The sequence below is a fragment of the Hymenobacter sp. genome (assembly GCF_036387835.1).
Taxonomy (GTDB): domain Bacteria; phylum Bacteroidota; class Bacteroidia; order Cytophagales; family Hymenobacteraceae; genus Hymenobacter.
Genome location: NZ_DASVSY010000048.1, coordinates 1 through 18,481 on the forward strand (window position 1 = coordinate 1; position 18,481 = coordinate 18,481).

Genomic DNA, 18,481 nt, shown 5'->3' on the forward strand with positions numbered 1-18,481 from the left:
TTTGACGTACTGCTTGCGCATTCGACTACAACATAAAACACACAATTTCACAACTTCACAACTTCACCAGCTCTATCCCACCCACATGAACCTCGATTTCAACAAAAACGAAGACCTCCTCAAACAACTTAATTTCCAGCTCAGCCAGCGCTTAAAGAAAGTACAGCTTGGCGGTGGCGAGAAGCGGATTGCCGCTCACAAAGCCAAGGGCAAGCTCACGGCGCGGGAGCGGATAGCGTATCTGCTCGACAAGGGTGCGCAAACCGTTGAAATAGGAGCGTTTGCGGGGGAGGGGATGTACCAGGAGGAAGGCGGCTGCCCGGGCGGCGGCGTGGTGGTAGTGATTGGGTACGTGCAGGGCCGGCAGTGCGTGGTGGTGGCCAACGATGCCACCGTGAAGGCAGGTGCCTGGTTTCCGATTACAGCCAAAAAGAACCTGCGGGCCCAGGAAATCAGCATTGAAAACAAGCTGCCCATCATCTATCTCGTCGACTCGGCGGGGGTATACCTGCCCATGCAGGACGAAATATTTCCCGATAAAGAGCACTTCGGCCGCATCTTCCGCAACAACGCCGTGATGAGTGGCATGGGCATCGTGCAGCTGGCGGCTATCATGGGGCCGTGCGTGGCGGGTGGGGCGTATTTGCCCATTATGAGTGATGAGGCCATGATTGTGGACGGCACCGGCTCGGTGTTTCTGGCGGGCTCGTACTTAGTGAAGTCGGCCATCGGCGAAACTATCGACAATGAAACGCTGGGCGGCGCAACCACGCATTCCGAAATTTCGGGCGTCACGGACTATAAGTTTGCCAACGACGAGGAGTGCCTCGACCACGTCCGCAATATCTTCGACAAGATGGGCGGGCACGCCACCGCTGGTTTCTCGCGCAAAGCTCCCGCGCCGCCCAAAGAGAAGCCCGAGGAAATCTACGGCCTGCTGCCCGCCGACCGGGTGAAGCCCTACGACATGATGGACATCATTCGGCGGCTGATTGATGATTCCGAGTTCGAGCCCTACAAGGACCTGTATGGCCAAACGCTCATCTGCGGGCTGGCGCGCATTGAGGGGTGGGCCGTGGGCATCGTGGCCAATCAGCGCAAAATCGTGAAGACCAAGAAGGGCGCCATGCAGATGGGCGGCGTTATCTACTCCGACTCGGCCGACAAGGCGGCGCGCTTCATCATGAACTGCAACCAGAAGCGCATTCCGCTGGTGTTCCTGCACGATGTATCGGGCTTTATGGTTGGCAGCGCGAGTGAGCACGGCGGCATTATCAAGGACGGCGCCAAGATGGTGAATGCCATGAGCAACTCAGTGGTGCCCAAGTTCACGGTCATCGTAGGCAACAGCTACGGAGCCGGCAACTACGCCATGTGCGGCAAAGCCTACGACCCGCGCCTGATTGTGGCCTGGCCCACCGCCCAACTGGCCGTCATGAGCGGCGGCGCCGCCGCCAACACCCTCCTCCAGATTCAGGTAGCCTCACTCAAAGCCAAAGGCGAAGTCATCACGCCCGAAGCTGAAAAGGAACTGCTGGACCGCATCAAAGTCCGCTACGAAGAACAACTCTCGCCCTACTACGCCGCGGCCAGGTTGTGGGTAGATGCTATTATTGACCCACTAGAAACCCGCAAGGTCATTTCGCAGGGAATATCCATGGCCAATCATGCACCGATTGAGAAGGCGTATAATGTGGGCGTGATTCAGGTGTGAAGATAAAATGACCAACGATGTATAAAAACCTGAATAAACAGCAGAAGGCTCTCCATGATTTAATGAGTCAAATCTCTGAAGAAGCGTGGGCAGCGGGTTGGATGGAAGGTTTAGAGTACGCGTTGTGGCATATCGTACTCAATGGACCAGCCAGATACGGTTGGGAGTTCATTAGCGAATCAACTATTAAACAGCTAAAGCAACTATCCCAACAAACTGGAGAGTGGATAATTTACGATGATGTGACGAAAGAAACTGCTATTACCTTATCCAAATGAGAAGAGATGCTTCAATTGGCTAATCCTCATGATTATTTGAGAGTGGATAATCGAAAATGAAAAACCTCTACCTCTTGGCGGGCTGCAATGGCGCGGGCAAAACTACGGCCGCTTACACGTTGCTGCCGGAACTACTAAACTGCTGGGAGTTCGTCAATGCCGATGAAATTGCGCGGGGTCTTTCGCCGTTTCAGCCCGAAACCGTGAGCGTGCAGGCTGGGCGGCTGATGCTGGCGCGGCTTCAGGAACTGTTAACGGCCGGCGAAACCTTCGCGCTGGAAACCACGCTGGCTACGCGGCACTACCTTGCCTTCATTCGGAAAGCCCAAGCGAAGGGCTATACTGTGCACCTATTCTTTTTCTGGCTCAGCACCCCGGAAGCGGCCGTGCAACGGGTCCGGATTCGAGTGCAGGAAGGCGGGCACAACATCCCGGAAGACGTAATCAGAAGGCGGTATGAGATGGGGCTGCGGTATTTCTTTACTCGCTACCGCTTCGTTGTGGATAGCTGGGTGTTCATAAACAATACTGGAAAACTTGGCGAAGTAGTAGCCCAGGGTATTACTGATAATACTTTCATCGTAAATGCGGAAATTTGGCAGCGCTTAAGCACTACTTATCATGAATAAAGAGCAACAGATCAATCATATTCACCAGCAAGTGCGCAAAGGCTTACTTGTTGCCTCTGAAAACATGCTGGCCTTCAAACGCTACAAGCAAACGCCCGTGGTCATTGTGCGCGACGGACAGGTGGTGGAAGTAGCGCCGGATGAGCTACCACCCGCCGCACAAGCCGCCGCCTAAATCGGGTTTCAGTGCTTCTCCAGCCTACTCGCACCACATGGTACGGCGGGCTGTTGGCATTTGGAGAGGCTTGGCTGCTTACCTTTGCCACCTATCCTGACCCGAACCGAACGTGACCGAACCAAATACCGCAGCTTTCGAAAAAGCCCGGACGGGCCTGTGGACCAGCTTGCAGAAGCACCTGACAGCCGTTTACGAAGCCGAGAAAACGTTTTTAGCCTCCACTTCCTTCGTGGAGGCTTTTCCGTTTGCCTTGCATACGGCCACTCAGGAGCAGCAGGATGACTACGGAAAAGCCCGCGCTGCCCTGCGCGACCTGCACACCGACGAAACCGCGCAACTGGATACGCTGGTGAAAGCCATTCGAACCAAAGGCTACTCCGAGGACCAGAAAAAGCAGCTGTATCTGCTGCTGCTCGGCTACATGGACATTGCTGCTTCTGTATTCGAGATGCTGAACACGCACGTGCCAACCAAGCTGCCCGAAGATGAAGAGCTGGAAGCAGTGGCCGCCAGGTTTGAGCGGGTGAAGAAGTTTGCGCGGCTGAACGTGAAGGGAATAACCGGCTTGTTGGGTTAGACTGCCGAAATCAAACGCTGGTTCGGGGCACGCCAAGAAAACCAGGGGTATTGCGCCATCAAAACCTTATTCAAGTCAGATACTGATTTGCCTATTAACCGAGTTGAAGTTTAGCGCTCTTTATCAGCCATACGGGCTGTGCTGAAAGCCCTTTATTTCGTTGGCCATGAGCCCTGAAACACCCGTATAGTAAATGGTCTGACTTATCCGTCTTTGTGCAACATGGCCAAAAAACCTGCCACGTCCGCGTCTCAGCTCGTCCATATTCAATCACCCGGCACCGATAACACGCCGCTTTCCAAGGCCCAGAAAGAGTTTAACCGCCTGACCAAGCGCATTGCCAGGCAGGAAAAAACCGTAGCCAATTTCCGGGAGGCGGCTACGCGGCTGCGGCAGCAAGTGCAAAACGAGTACCGCCCCCTGCAACAGCAGCACAACGACCAGCGCGCTGCCATGGTCCGTTTGCTCGACCGCGCATACGACACCCATAAGCTCACCAAAACCGAGCGCAATAAGATAGTGGACCTGATTGTGCATGGCTGCTACGACCTGCTCGACCGGGGCTATGCCGACTTAGAACCTATCTTCGATAAGTATGACCCACCCTTAAGTCCCGAGGAAGTTGTCCAGGCGGAAGCCGCCAATGCCGAAGCCGACCGGCAAACCGCCGAAGCTATGAAGCAGCTCTTTACGCAGCAGTTCGGCATCGAGTTCGACCCGGCAGCCGACGTGAGTACGCCTGAGAAGTTTCAGGCCTACGTGGACCAGCAGATGGCCGAGGAGGAAAGTCGGTTTGCCGAACAGGAAGCGGAAAAGGCTGCACGCCGCGGCACGCGCCGCAAAAGCCCGAAACAGCAGGCTGCTGAAGAAAAGGAGCAGGCCGAAGAGAAAAGCATCACCAAGGCCGTCCGCTCGCTCTACATGGACCTGGTGAAAGCCCTACACCCTGACCGGGAGCCCGACGAAGCGGAAAAAGCCCGCAAAACCGAGCTGCTCAAGCGCGTAACTACGGCCTACGAAGCCAACGAGCTGCTGACCCTGCTGCGCCTGCAGGTAGAATTACAGCGCATCGACCAGAGCCACCTCGAAAACCTGGCCGAAGACCAGCTCCGCTACTACAACAAGCTCCTGCGCGAGCAGGCCCGTGAGCTGGACGAGGTGCTGCACGACGAACAGGTGGAGTTGTCGGCCTTCACCGGGCAGCCGTGGTATATGCTCACCAGCTCCACCATGCTCGACTACGACTACCAGCAGCAGAAAAAGCAGTTGGAAGCCAAGGTCAAGCAGCTGGCAGCCGAGGTGCTAGCCTTCGAGCAAGATCCGGCTGCTCTGAAGATGTTTCTGAAAGAGTATCGAATTCCGAAAGCAGGTTCCGGTCCTGTTATCCTAGGTTTGTAGCGCGGTGGGCGGCTGATATATCGTAAACCTATTTAAATTGAACAATCCACCCCTTGGGTGCTGTTCCTTCTTGGCAGCTGGCAGCGGAGATACCGTGTCGGGTGCTTTATTTGTTACTTACGGCCGCTTCTGCCTACGGGCACCCCTTATTGCTACATGACCAACAAAGAAATTAAGGCGCTTATCTCGCTGCTCGACGACCCCGAAGTCGCGCCGCAGATTCAGGAGAAGATTCAAACGCTCGGGGAAAGCCTGATTCCGTTTCTGGAAGAATCGTGGGAAGAAACGCTTGACTCGCAGCAGCAGCAGCGACTGGAAGACCTAATTCATAGATTACAGTTCGAGGGCTTGCAGCAGCGCCTGCGGGTATGGCGCGACTCGGGCAGCGAAAACCTGATTGAGGGTATGTGGCTGCTGAATTCGTACCAGTACCCTGATGCCGATTTGCAGGTGCTCAACCGTGCCATTGAGCAGCTGCGCTTCGAGGTCTGGACACTGCTCAAGCCCGAAATGCATCCCGCCGACCAGGTGCAGGCCCTCAACTACGTGCTATTCAAGATGCATAAGTTTGCCGCCAACACCCAAAACTTCCATTCCCCGGCCAACTCCATGCTGCAGCGGGTACTGGAAACCCGGCGTGGCAACCCGCTCACGCTCTGCGTAATCTACCTGCTGGTGGCACAGCGGCTCAACCTGCCCATCTACGGCGTGAACTTGCCCAACCTATTCGTGCTCACCTACCGCCTCGATGACCTCGACGTGGAGCCATTCTACATCAACTGCTACAACCGCGGCCTCGTACTCTCGCGCACCGACATCGAACATTATGTGGCGCAGCTCAACCTCACGCCCAACGATATTTTCTACGAGCCTTGCTCGCACATCGACATTGTGCGCCGGGCCTTGCGCAACCTGCAACTAAGCTTCGAGAAGCTACAGGAGCCTGCCAAAGCCGCCGAAGTAAACAAGCTGCTGGCCATTCTCACCGAAGAGCAGTCTACCACGGATGCGCCGCAGGAAGAAGAGTAAAAAGACTGCTCTTTCATACTTTTCTCCAGCTTGGAAGTGAAAAAGCCCTTGATCAGCTAGCTGATCAAGGGCTTTTCTTATGTTTTGCGTAGGTCTAAACCTTAGTTGCGCTTGATTAGGCAGCCAGCGGCACGTTTGTCGGGGACACCGGCGGGGCGGCCGGCCAGCAGGTTGTCGAGGGCTTGCTGCAGGTAGTGCTCCTTGGCGTAACCTTCCATTTGCGGGTTGTCGTCGATGGCACCTTTGTAGCGCACGGCAAAGCCGTTACCGACTGGCTGAAGCACTACCGCTTCCGGCGTTTTGGTGGCGCCGAGTAAGGTGCTTACTTTCTGGCCTTCGTCGCTGAGCATGGGGAAGTCAGCGCCGTTGGTTTTCACTTTCAGCTTTTCCGCATCGCCGGCATCGGCGCTGGCATCGAGGTTGATGGGCGCTTCGATGAACAGAAACTGCACCCCATTGTCGCTGTATTGTGAACTCAGGGCCGAGAGGCGCGCTTGGTACAACCGCGTGAAAGCACAGTTCGGATTGACGAATACAACTACCACCGCTTTTTTGCTGGCATAGCTGCGTAGAGCTACCTCTGCGTTGGCGCCGTTCTTCAAGCTGAAGTCGCTAACGGTACGGTCGCCCTGTGCGCGGGCCACACCTACAGCTACCGTACAAAACAGCAGAGCCGCAGCAGCAATTATAGAAACTCGGCGAAAGGACATAAAAGAGTTGAAATTGTGAAGTGGTGAAATGGTGCGCTTGATCTTTGGATACCTTATGGGTTTGATGCTCTAGAACAGAAAATGGAACGTCAAACTCATACTATCACCACTTCACAATTTCACTGTGTGCGTAAGTTAACACGTAATCGGGAGTGAGGCGCTGGTAGTGGATTTGGTGTTTGCTGCGGGAGTTTTCTAGGAGCAGGTGTCCCGTCAGTACACCGGCCTCCCGCAGCTTGAACGGGTCGAGCAGAATCTGCTCTTTAAACACCAGGCCCCGGCGACTATGCAGCTTGTAGATCGTCTCTTTGGCACTCCAATAGAGACTGTGCTTCGCTGACTCGTCGCCGGCGTCGGCCCGTTCGGCTTCCGATAGAAACCGCGGCGCCAACTTTTGCGCTTTGTCGCGAACTAGTTCAACATCTGTGCCAACCTGTCCTTGAGTAGCCACCACGCAGGCCACCCACTGGCCGGAATGTGACAAAGAAACGGCGAATGCAGGCAATTGCCCGAAGAATGGCCGGCCGTTATCGTCATTAATCAAAATTGCTGACGACGCTGTAAACTCCCGCAACACTGCGTGCGCCAATGCCCGGCCGGCCAACCATTGGGTGGTCCGCGTCTCGTCGCGCCCCATTGGCTGTAAGGCAGCATACTGCTGCGGCTCGGGCAGCGCGGTCAGCAAAGCGTCGGCAGATTCTTCGAGTTGCCACAAGCCTAGCACAAGATGGTCGGCAAGAGGAGTGAGGGAGTGTAAGGGCATGAGCACGAAGGTAACTTGCTTCGGGAGGATGATCCGTAGGCTGTAGCGCGAAGCCTGCGCTTCGCGCAGCGTTGCACGGCTGCCTTTGTCCGGGACTGCCTATCAGCCAGAAGTATATAGAAATGAAGACGTCATGCTGAGGCCACGACGCATCTCGCATGCTGACGTTGCCAAAGCATATACTACTCTAGATCGTCATGCTTCGACTTTGGCTGCGCACCCTGCCTGAGGCGCCACATGCGGACGGCAGATCAAGCAGGACAAACTAAAACTTTCAGCCATAGCCTATATTCCCTTGCAATGACAAGGAGAACCTAACTTCGCGCCATGGCTCTTGCGCACCGTCCCGAAGTTCAAAAACTCGCCGCCCTCACCGGGCACCGCGACTGTGTGTACACCTTGGCTGGTACACCGGGCGGCGCCAATTTCTATTCCAGCGGGGCCGATGGCATGGTGGCCGTGTGGAATGCGGAAGCAGCGGAACAGGATGGGGAACTGGTAGCGAAGGTGGAAAACTCGGTGTACGCCCTGCTGCACCTGCCGCAGCGCAACCTGCTAGTGCTCGGCCACAATTTCCAGGGCGTGCAAGCCATTGCCTTGGCCGAGAAAAAGCTGGCCTTTGCCACCGCATTGCCGCCTGTTGCCATCTTCGATATGGTGTATTCCGAAGCCCGGCAGCGCCTCTATGTTGCCCTCGGCGACGGTACGCTAGCCGTGTTGCGGGCCGACGATTTCCGGGTGGAAACCTTGCTGCGTCTATCGGATAAGAGCTTGCGCTGCCTGACGCTGCACGAGGGGCGGGGCGAGCTGGCCGTAGGCGGCTCCGACTGGCTTATCCGCATTCTGGACGCCGATACGCTGGCCGTGAAACATACCCTCGGGGGCAGCACCAACTCCGTTTTTACGGCCGCCTACTCGCCCGATGGCCGCTACCTGCTCGCGGCGGGGCGCGATGCTCACCTGCGCGTGTGGGACGTAGCGGCCGGCTATACCGAGCACCGCAGCATTGTGGCCCATCTGTTTACCATCAACCACCTGGCGTTTTCGCCGGATGGCTTGCTGCTAGCTACCTGCAGCATGGATAAAAGCATTAAGCTATGGGATGCCGAGACGCTGGCCTTGTTGCGCGTAGTCGACCGGGCGCGGCACGCTGGGCACGGAACCTCCGTAAACAAGTTATTTTGGCCGGGAAGGCAGAATCGGCTAGTTTCGTGTAGCGACGACCGCAGCTTAGCCGTTTGGCAGCTGTCTTGAAGAAGAAGCTAGGAGTCAGGAGCTAGAAGATAGGAGGTGGTAGTACTATACAAGGAGCAGCTAATTGCTTCTAGAAACTGTGCTCCTTGTTCCGTACTCTCTTAACTAGCACCTTATCCTTGGCTCCTAACTTCTAGCGCCTATCTCCTAGCTCCTCAACAATGAAAATCACCGCCCTCGACATCCGCCAGAAAACTTTTGAAAAAGCTTTTCGTGGGCTTGATAAAGACGAAGTACAAGCGTTTCTGCTTACCCTTTCGCAGCAGTGGGAGCGAATGGGCGACGAAAACCGCGAGTTGCGCGTGAAGCTCGACCACGCCACCCAAGACGTCAGCAAGATGCGCGAGGTGGAAACCAGCCTTTACCGTACCCTCAAAACCGCCGAAGACACCGGCAACAGCATCACCGAGCAAGCCACGCGCGACGCCGAACTGCGCATTCGGGAAGCCCAACTCAAAGCCGAGCAACTGCTGGCCGACGCCCGCCAGAAAGCCCGCGCCGTGGTAGAAGATGCCTATCAGCAGTCGGAAAAGACCGTTGCGGAAATGAAGAAGGAAGTCAGCAGCCTCGGCCAGGAGTGCCAGCGCCTGGAGGCCCATCTCGACGGCCTCGTGCGCGACCTGCACCACTTGGCTTCCGATGCTTTGGCGAAAGTTGAAAAGGCCCGGGCGCAGCCGAAAGCCAGTACGGCGGCCATCCTTTCCCGCGCAGCTAGCGTAAAGGTAAATCGGGTAGATGCTGCAGACCACTCAGCGCCATCCGATGCTCCCATGCACGTTAGCTCCTCCGCCACTTCTTCTGCCGCCGCTGTAGCCGGTGGTTCAGTTGCTTCCTACAGCAGTTCTTCCGCTCGCCCTGAGCCCCAAGCTTACAACCCCAAGCCCGGCCAACAGCCCGATCCTGGCGCCCCAGCCCAAACGCCCGGCCCCGATATTCAGCCGTATCCTTCGCCAAGCGAAAACCCTGGCCGCGTAGATCCTTCCCGCATCTACCAGCCCGAGCCTTCCACGGTGCCGCAGCCTACGGAGCCCTACGTCGAGCCTACTGCGCCCGATATTCAACCTATCGGTCCGAGCCACCCCGAAATCGGGCAGCCCGAGCCCGCCCGGCACCCCGGCATGGCGGCCGTGGCACCAACCGAAAAGTCTTTTTTCGGCGAGATATAAGCAAGAATGTAGTCCAGCTTGTTGTATGGTCTACTATGCAAGCCCGACCATGAAAAGCCTGCCTTTCGAGGCAGGCTTTTTTGTTGCTTTGCAGCGCGGTGCGCAAGCCTGCTACGTCACTATTCACAATCTCATAATTTCACCGCATGGGCCAGATTGCACTGGAAGGAATGGAGTTTTTCGCGTTCCACGGCTACTACGACGAGGAGCAGAAAATCGGGAACAAGTACGGCGTTGACCTCTACATCACAACCGACCTACACGCGGCCGGCGCCTCCGACCGGCTGCACGAAACGGTGAACTACGAAATACTCTACCGCGTGGTACGCGAGGAAATGCTAGCCCCGGCACGGCTCCTGGAGCATTTAGGCTACCGCGTAATTGATAGAGTGATGGAGGAGTTCCCCTATATCGAATCGGTGCAGGTCAGCGTCTCGAAGTTCAACCCCCCCTTAGGAGGTATTTGCCACCGCGCCCGCGTAACCCTGGACCGGCAGCGCAGCACTGATTGAAGCATCATTAAGGCATTTCCTGAACGGTGTAGAGACGCGACACTTCGCGTCTCGTCGTTGAACGACTCGCCTAGAACATATCAAGGTAAAGATGCGAAGTATCGCGTCTCTACATACCGCATATATGATTTGTGAAATGAGTAGTCGCTAGGCTACTTTGCTGTCCTGCTTGATCTGGCGTCCGCTTATCGAAGCATTTCGCGTGCTGGCGTTGTGATACCACTAATTAACTACCACCCGAGCGAGATGCTTCGGCTGCGCCTCTGCAGGACGGGCGACCATTGCTAAATGAGCAAGATCAATAACATAATGCCAACATAATCAAGGTTAAACGCAGAAAAACCAGCTTCTAACGGCTGGTTTTTCTGCGTTTAGCAGACAGGACATAGTAGTTTCAGGAAAGCTGTTTTCCTGTCTTGGAAAAAATAAATGATACCCCTTGTAACGAATAGCCTTGCCGCCGGTAATCGGTGCAAAATCAATCATTCACGCTTCTTTCTCCCCTTAGAATGCAGGTAGTTGCTACAAGCGACGAAGAGCTGATGGCTCAGGTGAAGGCCGACAACCTGGACCAGATGGTGCCGTTGTTTGAGCGCTACCAAGGGCCGCTGTTTGGCTTTCTGTGTCGGTTGAGTGGCGGCGATGCGGAAGTCGGGCAAGACCTTACGCAGAACGTGTTTTACCGGGCCTTAAAGTACCGGGCCAGCTATCAACCCGGCCAACCGGTGCGGGCCTGGCTCTACCAGCTGGCCCGCCACGTACACGCCGACCACTGGCAGAAAAACCGCCGCCAACAGCCCACTACCGACATCGACTGTGTGGAGCGCACCGCTAACCACAGCCGTATTGCGCAGGCCGACTGCCAAGCCGTTGACCAGAAGCAGGCCTTGCAGGAAGCCCTCAACCTATTGCCGGCCGAGCAACGCGAAGTCTTGGTGCTACATCGCTTTCAAGGGTTCGACTACAGCGAAATAGGGGGGATGTTGGGTTGCACGGCCGGGGCGGCCCGGGTGAAAGCCCACCGTGCCCTGGAAGCGTTGCGCAAAATTTACTTCAGTTAAAAACGCGGGCCCCAACCCGAAACCATATCATGAACGAGTCCTTGGAAAATCAACCATTCACCAACTGCGAGGCCATTGCCCCCTTGCTGGCAGGCTACGCCGAGCAAGACCTGACGGCCGAGGAAAAGGCGCAGGTGGAAACTCACTTGCCGGCCTGCCCCGCATGCCAAACCCATCTGCGGGAACTGCGGGAACTGCTGGCCTGCATAGACGATCAAGTGCTTGCTATGCCCCCGCTGGCCCTACGCGACAACTTTCTGGCCCAGCTGGCCGAAGAGAAAATGGCCCTTCCCCAAGCCGCTGCTGCGCAGCCAGAGGCGCCGGCCGAAGCGAAAGTGGTAGCCTTTTGGGCCCCGACGCCTACCGCCCGCTGGCTCCGGATAGCCGCCAGCATTGCCCTGTTAGCCGTAGGGGCCTTATTGGGGCTGCTACTACGCCCTGCCGGCTCACCAGAGCTGGCCGCCCGCCAGGCGGACCCCGGCGAAACGCTGGCCGCTCACCTCACGACCGCTAGCAGCCAGCCCGCCACTGCCAGCAACCGCATTCAGATGGTGACTGAAGCGCCTGCCGTGGTGCAGCCCGGCGACCCGGCCGTGCAAGTGCTCATCAACACCCTGAATGCCGACCCCAACCCCAATGTGCGGCTAGCCGCTTGCGAAGCTCTCTATACCCTCCGCGCCGACCCACGAGTAGGCCCGGCCCTGGTACAAGCCTTGCCCAACCAAACCGACCCCAACGTGCAAATCACCCTGATTGAGCTGCTGGTAGCCCTGCGCGACAAGCGGGCCGTGCCTACCCTGGAGCGGTTGTCGCGGCAGCCGAATGCGCTGCCCGCTGTGCGTCAGCAAGCGGCTAGTGGCCTAGGCCAGCTCATTTAAAGGTTGTTCGTGGCCGCACGGCAAGCCTGAGAATACATCCGGATGTGCACTCAGCTTATACCCGCGCCTAGCGTACGGAGTGCCGGAACAACCCCTCTCTTCCTCCCCTGACTTACCGTTCTCAACTCATGAAAAAGACCTTAGTCCTCACCTTTTGTACTTTGCTCACGACCAGCCTTAGTCTGCAGGCGCAAGAGTTCAAAACGAAATTCAACGGCCGCCAAGACCGTAAACTAGTGCTGGAAATGCAAGGCAGCGACATAACCGTGGAAGGCTACGACGGCGACGAGCTAATAATCCGCGGCAATGGGTACGAAGCCCCGCCCAAACAAGCGCAAGGCCTGCGGCCCCTCTACAATCAAGCCGAAGACAACACCCAGCTCGGGCTGTCGGTGAAACCGGGCACCGGCAACACCATCCGCGTGGTGAAAGCCTCGCGCCGCGATGCTGCCTACACCATCCGGGTGCCGCGCCGCACCGCTGTGGTGTTCACCGAAACGAACTGGAATAGCGGCGACTTAACGATTCGGGACGTGGAGGGCAGCATTGAGGCCACCCTGAAAAGCGGCGATATGGAGCTGCTGAACGTTTCGGGCCCGGTGGTAGCCAACAGCGTAAGCGGCGACGTTAAAGTTCGCTTCAGCGGAATGCGCGCCGAGCCGAGTTCCATCTCCTTGGTCAGCGGCGACCTGGACGTGACCATGCCTTCTGCCAGCAAAGCCAACCTAGCGCTGCGCTCTATCTCCGGCGAAATCTACACCGACTTCGACCTCAACCTAGGCAAAGGCCCCGACAACCTGAGTCGGGTAGGAGGGCAGACGGTTAGCGGCAACATCAACGGCGGCGGCCCCACCCTGTCCCTCAAAACCATCAGCGGCGACATTTTCGTGCGCAAAGCCAAGTAAGCACCTGGCTGAAACCAGAAGAACGTCCTGCTTGATTTGGCGTCTGCGTAGTCGAAGCATCTGGCATGCTGACGCAGGAGTAGCAACTGGCTTTATCACACTAGCGAGATGCTTCGACTTCGCCTCCGGTTCCTGGCTCCGCCACATGCGGACGCCAGATCAGGCATGAGAGCCACTATAACAACGATTAGCATGACGGACCTTCCTGCTGGTCATGCTTTCGAATCCCCATCCTTTTAAACGCTTCATCATGCATCGGTTTCTGTTTACTCTCTTGTTTGTCGGATTGATTGCCGGCTCTGCTTCTGCTCAGAAAGTCATCGAGAAAAACGCCGCTGTATCGGCGGGCAAGCAGGTGGTATTAAATTTGAAACATGCCAATACCATCCGGATTCGGCCGGCTACCGACAACCAAATGCACCTGAAGGCCACGGTCAGCATCAACCAGAACAAGCTCAACGACGCGCTGCTATTGTCGCTAAGCGAAACGGATGGCGGCGTAACGGTAACCTCAGATTTAGATAAAAAAGCCCTGGAAGCCGCGCAGCCCGGCGACTGTCCTACCAACGGCAATACCACCTATTACGGCTCCTGGACCGACGGCCGCAACGGCAACCGAGCGCCCGTGTGCACCGAAATCAACTACGAAATCACGCTGCCCGCCGGAGCTAATGTGCGCGTGAACACCATCAGCGGCAACATCGACGTGGTGGGCCTGACGGGGGCGCTGGAAGCCAAGTCTATCAGTGGCTTTGTGGACGTGAGCTGGCCGCCAGCGAAGGGCGCCGAAGTAGCGCTAAAAACCATCAGTGGCGAAGTTTACACCGACCAGGAGGTTGCCTTCGAGAACCGTAAAGAGAACCCCATAGTAGGCTACCAGCTGCGCGGCGCCCTAGCCAGCGGCAATGGCCCGCTGCTCAAGCTGGAGTCCATCAGCGGCGACGTCTTCTTCCGCAAGCCTAAGCAATAGGTGACAGGTCGAGGGCCTGCCTGTACCGCGCTGACTTGCGCAAGAAGCTTGCTTGATGCTGCTACGGCAGTAGTGTATCAGAATTCAAATTCCTTCATTTCCACCATAAAGCGCGAACTGAACATGAAAGCATTACTTACTTCCGGCTTGCTGGCCCTCTTGGCTCTGCAAGCGGCTGCTCAAACGTCCGCCCCGGTATTCAAGTCTACTTGCGAAGACAATTGGTCGGATAACCGGCGCCAGAACTTTTGCGAAACCCGTGACTTGACCTTGGCCGCCCCTGCTGCCGGCCAAACCTTAACCATAGACGGCCGCCAAAATGGAGGTATTTCGATTCGGGGATGGGATGGAACTGATGTTCGGGTGCGGGCGCGGGTGCAGAGTTGGGGCACCTCGGCCGCGGCGGCCCAAGAGAAAGTGAAAGCCGTGCAAATCAAGAGCAGTGGCAACGAGCTGAAAGCTGAAGCAGGCTCCGACGAAGACAATTGGGCGGTGAGCTACGAGGTGTTTGTGCCCCGCAAAACGGCACTGGCCTTGACCACCCACAACGGCGGTATCAGCATTGAGGGCGTGCAGGCGCCCATCACATTCAAGGCAGTCAATGGCGGTATTTCCCTGGCTGGCTTAGGCGGAGATGTGCGTGGCACCACCGAAAACGGCGGCGTGCAAGTGCGCCTGACCGGCAACAAGTGGGAAGGCAAAGGCCTGGACGTAACCACCACCAACGGCGGTATCACCTGGCGCATTCCCGAGTCGTACTCGGCCCAACTGAAAACCCAAACCGTGCACGGCGGCTTCAGCGCCGATTACCCTATTACCGTCACCGGTAAAATTGGCCGTGGGCTCGATACCAAGCTAGGCCAGGGTGGCCCCCTCGTATCAGTGGTAACTACCAACGGCGGCATCAGCCTACGGCGCGCCGAGTAGGACCTCACTCTTAGTTCTTGGTTCGCTGGAGGCGCGAACGGGGAGACCAGCTGCTAGCTCTAACTCTAGTGGCCTCATCCCCCGAAGACAAGGGAATCCTGACGACTTTGCTAGAGCTAGTTCCCTCTCCGCGGGAGAGGGGCTAGGGGTGAGGCCACCAGGGCTAGTAAATTAGTTCGCCTCTCTGAAGAGGAGAGTGAGGCTCTTCCGCCTTCACGAAAGATTTCGTATATTATATTTGTATCTACGACATGTTTCGTATATGTTTGATGTACGAACTAATTCGTAGTACTAAATAAAGGCGATAAGATGAGCAAGACCCCAATTCCAAAACCCACCGAATCGGAACTGGAGATACTCCAGGTGCTGTGGCAGCATGGCCCAAGCACGGTTCGGTTTGCCAACGACCAGCTCAACCAGCGGCGCGAGGTGGGCTACACCACTACGCTCAAGCTGCTCCAGCTCATGCTCGACAAGGGCCTGGTGCTGCGCGAAGACGACACCAAAACCCACATCTACCGGGCCGCAGTGCGAGAGGAAGAAACGCAGGGGCTGCTGCTCGACCGATTCGTAGATTCTGCCTTCGGCGGCTCGGCCATGAAAATGGTAATGCAGGCCCTTGGTAATCACCCAACTTCGGCCGACGAGCTGGCGCAGATTCGGAGCCTGCTCAACCAGATCGAAGAACAGCGTAACGGCAACTCCAACCCTAAATCTTAAAACGATGAGCCTGCTTGAACAATTTGGGTCGCCGGCGCTGATTCGCGCTTTGGGTTGGACCCTGCTGCACTCGGTTTGGCAAGGCGCCCTGGTAGCCCTAACGGCCGCCACGCTGCTTATGCTGCTGCACCGCCACGCCGCCGCCCTGCGCTACCGCGTAGCGGCTGCCGCCCTCGTTACGCTGCTGGCCCTGAGCGGCCTCACGTTCGGGTATTACTACTACAGCTTCAACACTACCAGTAGCGTAACCGGCCTAACCAAAGCACCCGTTACGGTAATAGCCAGGTCAACAGTAGAAGCTGTTGACCCGACAGACAACCAGGCGTTGGCACCAGCCGAAGCGGTACGGACGGTTTCTGCTAAAGCAGTACCACTGGAAGTGCCTAGCCGCTTGCAACAGCTGCTCACGGAGGGTCAAATCTACCTGGAGCGCAATATGCCGTTCTTGGTGGTGGCTTGGCTGCTTGGCATGCTCGGGATGACGCTACGCTTTTTGGGCGGCTTGGCCTACGTGCAGCGGCTCCGGCGCTACCGGGTGGCAGCCCTACCCGAACAGTGGCAAACACGCCTCGACGCGCTGGCGGCCCGTACCAACTTGCGCCGCCCCGTGCAGATTCTGGCTTCCGGGCTGGTACCTGGCCCGTTGGTGATAGGCTGGCTGAAACCGGTGGTGCTACTGCCTATCAGTGCCGCCTCGGGCTTGTCGGGCGGAGAGCTGGAAGCTATTCTGGCCCACGAGCTGGCCCACGTCATGCGCCGCGACTATCTGTTCAATTTGCTGCAATCGGTGGCCGAAATCCTTTTCTTTTACCATCCGGCCGTGTGGTTCCTGTCGAATTGCTTGCGGACCGAGCGCGAAAACTGCTGCGACGACATTGCCACCGAACTGTGCGGCGATTCTCTGGTGCTGGCGCAGGCCCTGGCTTCGCTGGCCGCTTTGCAGCATGCGCCCACAGCCCGCACGCCGCAATTGGCCATGGCAGCCGCCGGGCAGCCGGGTTCTTTGCTGAACCGGGTACGCCGGCTGGTGCAGCACCGTGCGGCCGCGCCCACTTTTTCCGATGGTTTTTGGGCGGCTTGTGTGGTGTTGTTGAGCGTAGGCTTGCTTACCATGAGCACCGTGCTGTCGTTGAGTGCCGCCTCATTTAGTCACTCAACTGCTTCCGTTGCGAAGAACACCGCCACCGAACCACAAACTGAGTCTGCTGAAGAGGTTGTAGTGGAAGATGCGCCCGAAAGCGTAGCCGATACGCAGCAAGTAAGTGAAGCGGAAACGACTGCCTACGAGCCGGGTGAAGACAAGCTGCTGGACGATACCGTGGTGGTGTACGCCCAAACTAACCCCAAGCTGCTTACCAAGTCGGGCAAGGCTCGCCTCAACGAAATCAAGGGCCTGACGGTGGTAGTGAAAGACGAGAGTGGTGCTATTTCCGAGGTGTACGTAGATGGCAAAAAGGTGCCTGCCGCTGAGCTGCCCACCTACCGCGAAGCACTAGCTAAAACCGAAAAAGCGGAAGCCGCCACTAAGGCTAACGCCAACGGCCCGCAAAGCCAGGCCGGCCAAATGGCGCTGCTTTCAACCCGCATGGCCGCCGCGGCGCTAGCCGGTCAATCGCCGAGTGCTGCCGATGCCCAAGAGTTGTCAAAACTTGCTCTGACAGAAGCCAGCACGGCAATGCAAACCAGTTTGAACGACTATACCAAGTCATTGCAGTCGTTCGAAATCAAAGAAAAGTTGCTGAAAGAGCAGCTGATCAAGGAAAATATAAGCGAGGATCAGCGGCAGGAGATAGAGGAAAATCTTCAGGAATTGCGTGAAACGCACCTTGAAGAGGTACAGCAAATCAAAGAAGACCAAGAAGAAGCTCGCCGCGACCAAGAGCAGGCGCAACGCGACCGGGAGCAGGCGCAACGCGACCGGGAACAAGCCCACCGCGACATAGAGCAGTCGCGGCGCGATGTGGAGCAGGCCCGCCGCGACAAAGAGCAGGCGAAGCGCGAGAAGGAGCAGGCCGCTTGGCATAAGGCTCTAACCACCGAGCTGACGAAGGACAACTTGATTCGGGACCCGAACAACTTCAGCTTCTCGCTGAGCCAGAAGAGCATGTCGGCCAACGGCAACAAGCAGTCGGATGCGATGCGGGACAAGTACCTGAAGCTGTACGAAAACCGCACGGGGCGTAAAATGAGTGCTACGGGCTCCATGAACATTCAGGAGCAGAGCAACAGCAACTCAATAACGGCCTACAGCGACATGCCGCCCCCTCCGGCGCCACCGGCTCCTGCAATGCCACGCACGCCGGCTTTGGCCCGGGTACCAGCAGTGCCGCGCACTCCCGCAACGCCCCGCGTTCCAATGACTCCCCGGCCCCCTCGTGCGCCAATAGCTCCCCGCCCACCTCAAGTTGATTCCGACCGAATTCGGGAGCAGCTGCGGCAGGATGGTCTGATCGATAAGGATGCCAAGGGGTTCTCGCTTCAGCTTAACAGCAGTGGCCTGACCGTGAATGGCGCCAAGCGGCCCGAGGCATTAGCCGACAAGTACCGGAAGCTGCTAGGTCATTCCACCGAATCGAAAAACAGCAAATCATCAACAACTATCAACATATCGGTGAGTGAGTGAATCGCCGTGCCGGTCGCTGCTGCAACAGCGGCCGGCTTTATTTTTCTTGGCGGAGCAGCGTGCCTGATAAAATCTGAAAATTCTTGTAACCAATTCAATTAACGGCAGTGTATGCTTGCGCCTGGGCTTACTCTGCAAAAGTTAGGCGCCTATTTCAACAACAAATAGCTGGGTAAGGCAACGGTTGCG

General features: G+C 57.0%; 19 protein-coding genes. 17 read left to right on the forward strand and 2 right to left on the reverse strand.

The features are described from left to right. The first annotated feature begins 85 nt into the window (after positions 1–85). The 7 genes from VF639_RS09645 (at position 86) to VF639_RS09675 (ending at position 5,803) form a co-directional block, all read left to right on the forward strand. Positions 86–1,714 carry an acyl-CoA carboxylase subunit beta gene (locus VF639_RS09645; RefSeq protein ID WP_331145686.1) on the forward strand — a complete coding sequence of 543 codons (1,629 nt, stop codon included), beginning with the start codon at positions 86–88 and terminating at the stop codon, positions 1,712–1,714. Between the two features lie 17 nt (positions 1,715–1,731). Continuing rightward, positions 1,732–1,992, forward strand: a complete 261-nt coding sequence (locus VF639_RS09650; RefSeq protein ID WP_331145687.1) for a hypothetical protein — start codon at positions 1,732–1,734, stop codon at positions 1,990–1,992. A gap of 56 nt (positions 1,993–2,048) precedes the next feature. Next, positions 2,049–2,621 (forward strand): ATPase, encoded by a 573-nt coding sequence (locus VF639_RS09655; protein ID WP_331145688.1) that lies wholly within the window; start codon positions 2,049–2,051, stop codon positions 2,619–2,621. Then, the gene (locus tag VF639_RS09660; protein ID WP_331145689.1) at positions 2,614–2,796 is read left to right on the forward strand and encodes a hypothetical protein; all 183 of its coding nucleotides are present in this window, start codon (positions 2,614–2,616) and stop codon (positions 2,794–2,796) included. The genes VF639_RS09655 and VF639_RS09660 overlap by 8 nt, the downstream gene beginning before the upstream one ends. Positions 2,797–2,908: 112 nt before the next feature. Beyond that, a complete protein-coding gene (locus VF639_RS09665; protein ID WP_331145690.1) occupies positions 2,909–3,376 on the forward strand; it encodes a hypothetical protein in 468 nt (155 codons plus the stop codon). 222 nt (positions 3,377–3,598) lie between these two features. Continuing rightward, on the forward strand, positions 3,599–4,774 hold the full coding sequence (locus VF639_RS09670; RefSeq protein WP_331145691.1) for a hypothetical protein: 1,176 nt from the start codon (positions 3,599–3,601) through the stop codon (positions 4,772–4,774). 156 nt (positions 4,775–4,930) lie between these two features. Further along, positions 4,931–5,803 (forward strand): transglutaminase-like domain-containing protein, encoded by an 873-nt coding sequence (locus tag VF639_RS09675; protein WP_331145692.1) that lies wholly within the window; start codon positions 4,931–4,933, stop codon positions 5,801–5,803. A gap of 101 nt (positions 5,804–5,904) precedes the next feature. Here the strand turns inward: VF639_RS09675 and VF639_RS09680 are convergent, their stop codons facing one another. Together VF639_RS09680 and VF639_RS09685 are read right to left on the reverse strand one after the other, a co-directional pair. Continuing rightward, positions 5,905–6,513, reverse strand: a complete 609-nt coding sequence (locus VF639_RS09680) for a redoxin domain-containing protein (protein WP_331145693.1) — start codon at positions 6,511–6,513, stop codon at positions 5,905–5,907. A 103-nt stretch (positions 6,514–6,616) separates the two neighbouring features. Continuing rightward, the gene (locus tag VF639_RS09685) at positions 6,617–7,276 is read right to left on the reverse strand and encodes a 4'-phosphopantetheinyl transferase superfamily protein (RefSeq protein WP_331145694.1); all 660 of its coding nucleotides are present in this window, start codon (positions 7,274–7,276) and stop codon (positions 6,617–6,619) included. A 327-nt stretch (positions 7,277–7,603) separates the two neighbouring features. Between VF639_RS09685 and VF639_RS09690 the strand changes: the two genes are divergently transcribed. The 10 genes from VF639_RS09690 (at position 7,604) to VF639_RS09735 (ending at position 18,292) form a co-directional block, all read left to right on the forward strand. After that, positions 7,604–8,530: a WD40 repeat domain-containing protein gene (locus VF639_RS09690; RefSeq protein WP_331145695.1), complete on the forward strand. Its 927-nt coding sequence runs from the start codon at positions 7,604–7,606 to the stop codon at positions 8,528–8,530. Between the two features lie 161 nt (positions 8,531–8,691). Beyond that, positions 8,692–9,696, forward strand: a complete 1,005-nt coding sequence (locus tag VF639_RS09695; protein WP_331145696.1) for a DivIVA domain-containing protein — start codon at positions 8,692–8,694, stop codon at positions 9,694–9,696. Between the two features lie 146 nt (positions 9,697–9,842). After that, positions 9,843–10,208, forward strand: a complete 366-nt coding sequence (gene folB, locus VF639_RS09700) for a dihydroneopterin aldolase (RefSeq protein WP_331145697.1) — start codon at positions 9,843–9,845, stop codon at positions 10,206–10,208. A gap of 509 nt (positions 10,209–10,717) precedes the next feature. Further along, the gene (locus tag VF639_RS09705) at positions 10,718–11,269 is read left to right on the forward strand and encodes an RNA polymerase sigma factor (RefSeq protein WP_331145698.1); all 552 of its coding nucleotides are present in this window, start codon (positions 10,718–10,720) and stop codon (positions 11,267–11,269) included. Positions 11,270–11,298: 29 nt separating this feature from the next. Then, on the forward strand, positions 11,299–12,147 hold the full coding sequence (locus tag VF639_RS09710) for a HEAT repeat domain-containing protein (RefSeq protein WP_331145699.1): 849 nt from the start codon (positions 11,299–11,301) through the stop codon (positions 12,145–12,147). A gap of 128 nt (positions 12,148–12,275) precedes the next feature. Then, positions 12,276–13,052 (forward strand): DUF4097 family beta strand repeat-containing protein, encoded by a 777-nt coding sequence (locus VF639_RS09715; protein WP_331145700.1) that lies wholly within the window; start codon positions 12,276–12,278, stop codon positions 13,050–13,052. A gap of 250 nt (positions 13,053–13,302) precedes the next feature. Then, the gene (locus VF639_RS09720) at positions 13,303–14,022 is read left to right on the forward strand and encodes a hypothetical protein (protein WP_331145701.1); all 720 of its coding nucleotides are present in this window, start codon (positions 13,303–13,305) and stop codon (positions 14,020–14,022) included. Positions 14,023–14,145: 123 nt separating this feature from the next. Next, positions 14,146–14,949, forward strand: a complete 804-nt coding sequence (locus tag VF639_RS09725) for a DUF4097 family beta strand repeat-containing protein (protein WP_331145702.1) — start codon at positions 14,146–14,148, stop codon at positions 14,947–14,949. Positions 14,950–15,258: 309 nt separating this feature from the next. Beyond that, on the forward strand, positions 15,259–15,669 hold the full coding sequence (locus tag VF639_RS09730; RefSeq protein ID WP_331145703.1) for a BlaI/MecI/CopY family transcriptional regulator: 411 nt from the start codon (positions 15,259–15,261) through the stop codon (positions 15,667–15,669). 4 nt (positions 15,670–15,673) lie between these two features. Beyond that, positions 15,674–18,292 (forward strand): M56 family metallopeptidase, encoded by a 2,619-nt coding sequence (locus VF639_RS09735; RefSeq protein ID WP_331145704.1) that lies wholly within the window; start codon positions 15,674–15,676, stop codon positions 18,290–18,292. Positions 18,293–18,481 lie beyond the last annotated feature (189 nt).